At 64.6% G+C, this 3,480-nt stretch carries 3 protein-coding genes; 1 reads left to right on the forward strand and 2 read right to left on the reverse strand.

All coding sequences use genetic code 11. The annotated features are described in order from the left end of the window. On the reverse strand, nt 1–396 hold a 396-nt coding region (locus ACT84W_RS09665), incomplete at its 3' end, for a YitT family protein (protein WP_444329053.1). 146 nt (nt 397–542) lie between these two features. On the opposite strand from ACT84W_RS09665, the gene ACT84W_RS09670 reads away from it, so the two are divergent. After that, a complete protein-coding gene (locus tag ACT84W_RS09670; RefSeq protein ID WP_444329054.1) occupies nt 543–1,466 on the forward strand; it encodes a tRNA dihydrouridine synthase in 924 nt (307 codons plus the stop codon). Nucleotides 1,467–1,483: 17 nt separating this feature from the next. Here ACT84W_RS09670 and ACT84W_RS09675 read toward each other — a convergent pair. Beyond that, nucleotides 1,484–3,480 (reverse strand): DNA gyrase subunit A (locus ACT84W_RS09675; RefSeq protein WP_444329055.1); only part of this gene is annotated, 1,997 nt, incomplete at its 5' end.

The following is a 3,480-nucleotide window of genomic DNA, read 5'->3' on the forward strand; positions in this document are numbered from 1 at the left end:
GTCCAAACAGCCGCCCTCTCGGATGACGATGCCGACACCGAGGCCCAGCAGGACACCTCCGAAGCAAACAGCGAGCAGGGCGTCGCCTGTGGCCTTTGCCCATCCGCCGTACAGCTCCACGCAGGCGGAGAACACTGCCATCGAGAAAACCGCGCGTACGGTGAAGCTGCGCCCGAGCTTAAGTCCGCCGAGGATGACGAACGGTACGTTGAGCAGGATGGTGAGCGCAGCGAGCGGCAACCCTGTGAGGTGCGAGACCATGATGCCGATGCCGATCACGCCGCCGTCCAGGATTGTGTTCGGTACGAGGAACTCCTCGACGGCAAGGGCGGCGATGGCCGACCCGAGCGCGAGGGGCGCGAAGGTGAGGATAGGATGGTTGGCCCGTCGTTTCAAAGGGGCTCCTTTCCGCGTGCGATGCAGGAGGATGAAGAGAAGAGCCGAGCCCTTCTCTTCATTTCTTTGTATCATTCCGAGGGCTGTTAAGCTTGATGGAATGACGAAAAGGGACTGTCCCCTTTCGTCATTTGAGGGGAGGCGGGATGCTGTATTCGATGGCGCCGATGGAGGGGATCACGGGGAGCGTGTTCCGCCGGGCGCACGCCGAGGTGTTCGGGGCGATGGGGCGCTACTACACGCCGTTCGTCTCGCCGTTGCCGAAGGTGGGCGGTCGCTTTGTCGGGCGCAACAAGCGCGAGCTCGACCCCGCGGCCAACGCCGGGCTCGACGTGGTCCCGCAGCTGCTGGGCAACGATGCCGGCCGCGCCGTGTGGGCTGCCGGGCTTCTGGCGCAGATGGGCTACAAAGAAGTAAACCTCAACCTCGGGTGTCCATCGGGGACGGTCGTGGCCAAGGGTAAGGGCGCGGGCATGCTGCGCGACCCGCATGCGCTCGAGGCGTTCCTGCAGGATGTGTGCGAGCGCTCGCCGCTGCCGGTCTCTGTGAAGACGCGCATCGGTATCGCCGACGACTCCGAGTTCGACGAGCTGCTCGATGTGTACTCCCACTGCCCGCTCGCCGAGCTCATCGTGCACCCGCGCGTACAGAAGGACCTCTACCGAGGTGCGCCGAGGCAGGCGCGGTACGGTGAGGCGCTCGAGCAGGCGCCTTTTCCCGTGGCCTACAACGGCGATATCCGCTGCGCGGCAGACGCGGAATCGCTTACAAAGAAGTGCCCGCGGACACGCCACATCATGCTGGGACGCGGCCTGTTGGCCAATCCGGCGCTCGCGCGCGAGCTCGCGGGCGGCCCTGCGCTCACCATGGCCGAGCTGCGCCGCTTCCACGATGCGCTGTACGACGCGTACACGGAGCAGATGGGCGGCAACGCGGTCGCGCGCATGAAGGAGTGGTGGGGCTACGCTGAGGGCTGCTTCGCCGACCCGAAGGCCGTCTACCGTGCGCTGCGCAAGGCCCGCCGTGCCGACGAGTACGAGGCTGCGGTAGAGAAGGTCTTCTCGCTGTAGGAACGCCCCCCCAGCGCTTAGAACAGCGTCTTCATGTCCGTGTCCTGCACGCGCGCGCCGGAGGAGGGGAGGTTCTGGGCGCGGAAGCGCTCGACGTCGATGTCGTCGCCGAGGAAGTCCGCCGCCTCGCCAACCGAGGTGATCAGGCGGCCCTTCTTTGCGGTGAGGGCCTGGACGCCCTGGGTGCTCGTCGTGGTCTTGGTCTTGAGCAGCGAGGTGTTGAAGTTGACGAGGCGCTGGTCGTTCGAGGCGAGCGCGATGTCGCGGTCCTCCTTGAGCACCTGCGCATGGAGCAGCTTGGCTCCGCCGTAGATGGCGTTCTTCAGGCGCTTGCGGTTGGTTTTGGTGACATAGCCGGAAAGCGCCACGCGGGCCACGCGGCCGTTCTCGAAGACGAAGAGCACGTCGGCCTTGTAGTCCTCGGGGTCGATCACCCAAATCACGGACTCGTCGGAGTCCATCTCGAGGTCGGTCGGCAGGTAGGAGCCGAGCTGGGCCGACTTGGTGTCCTCGAACTGCGAGACCTTGCACTTGTAGACCTGGCACTTATCGGTGAACACGAGGAGCTCATGGGTATTCGAGGAGGGGAACTCGATGAAGGGGGCGTCGCCATCCTTGTACTTGAGCGTCGCGGCCTTCTTGAGCACGCGGTCAGTCATCTTTTTGAGGTAGCCCTCCTGCGAGAGCATCATCGTCACCGGGTACTCCTCGACCTCGGGCTCGAGGCTGACCTCGACGACGTCGGAGGGGTCGATGCGGCCCGTGCGACGTGGCGTGACGTACTTCTTGTTCACCGCAGCGAGCTCGTCGCTGATGACCTGCTTGATCTTCGTCTCGCTGGCCAGCGTCGCGTTGATCTGGGCGATGTCCTCCTCGAGCTTGGCGATGTCCTTGGTGCGATTGAGGATGTACTCCTCGTTGATGTTGCGGAGCTTGAGCTCGGCCACGAACTCGGCCTGGGTCTCGTCGATCTGGAAGCCGCGCATGAGGTTGGGCACGACCTCGGCCTCGAGCTTGGTGTTGCGGATGATGGCGATGGCCTTGTCGATGTCCAGGAGGATCGCCTCGAGGCCGCGCAGGAGGTGCAGGCGCTCGGACTTCTTTCCAAGGTCGTAGTTCAGGCGGCGGCGGGTCGAATCGACGCGCCAGGCGACCCACTGCTTCAGGATCTCGCGGACGCCCATGACGCGCGGGTAGCCGTCGACGAGCACGTTGAAGTTGCACGAGAACGAGTCCTGCAGCGTGGTCGAGCGGAACAACTTGGCCATGAGCTCGTCGGGGTCGACGCCGCGCTTCAGATCGATGGCGATGCGCAGGCCGGAAAGGTCGGTCTCGTCGCGGATGTCGGCGATCTCGCGCACCTTGCCCTCCTTGGAGAGCTTGACGATACGCTCGATGATGACGTCGGTCTTTGTGGTGTAGGGGATCTCGTAGACCTCGATGATCCGCTCCTCGGGGATCCAGCGCCAGCGCGAGCGGACCTGGAAGCTGCCGAGGCCGGTCTCGACGATGCGCTCCATCTCTTCGCGGCGATAGATGATCTCGCCGCCGGTCGAGAAGTCCGGCATCGGCATGTACTCGAGCAGGTCGCAGTCGGGGTCCTTCAGGTAGTGCATGGTGGCGGTGCAGACCTCGTTAAGGTTGAAGCCGCAGATGTCGGAGGCCATGGCGACGCCGATGCCCTTGTTCGCGGACACGAGGATGTTCGGGAACGTGGTGGGCAGGAGGCGCGGCTCCTTCATGGCGCCGTCGTAGCTGTCGACGAAGTCGACCGGGTCCTTGTCGATGTCCTTGAAGATCTCGGCGCTGATGGGCGCGAGCTTGGCCTCGGTGTAGCGGGAGGCTGCGTAGCTCAGGTCGCCCGAGTAGTACTTGCCGAAGTTGCCCTTGGACTCGACGAAGGGCGTGAGCAGGGCCTCGTTGCCCGTGGCCAGGCGGACCATGGTCTCGTAGATGGCCGCGTCGCCGTGGGGGTTGAGCTTCATGGTCTGGCCCACGATGTTGGCGCTCTTCT

Origin of the sequence: Paratractidigestivibacter sp. (genome assembly GCF_052362415.1) — a bacterium.
Lineage (GTDB): Bacteria > Actinomycetota > Coriobacteriia > Coriobacteriales > Atopobiaceae > Paratractidigestivibacter.

Excerpts from the sequence above, each read along its gene's own strand:
- ACT84W_RS09670 (WP_444329054.1), top strand. The coding sequence starts at position 543 with ATGCTGTATTCGATGGCGCCGATGGAGGGGATCACGGGGAGCGTGTTC.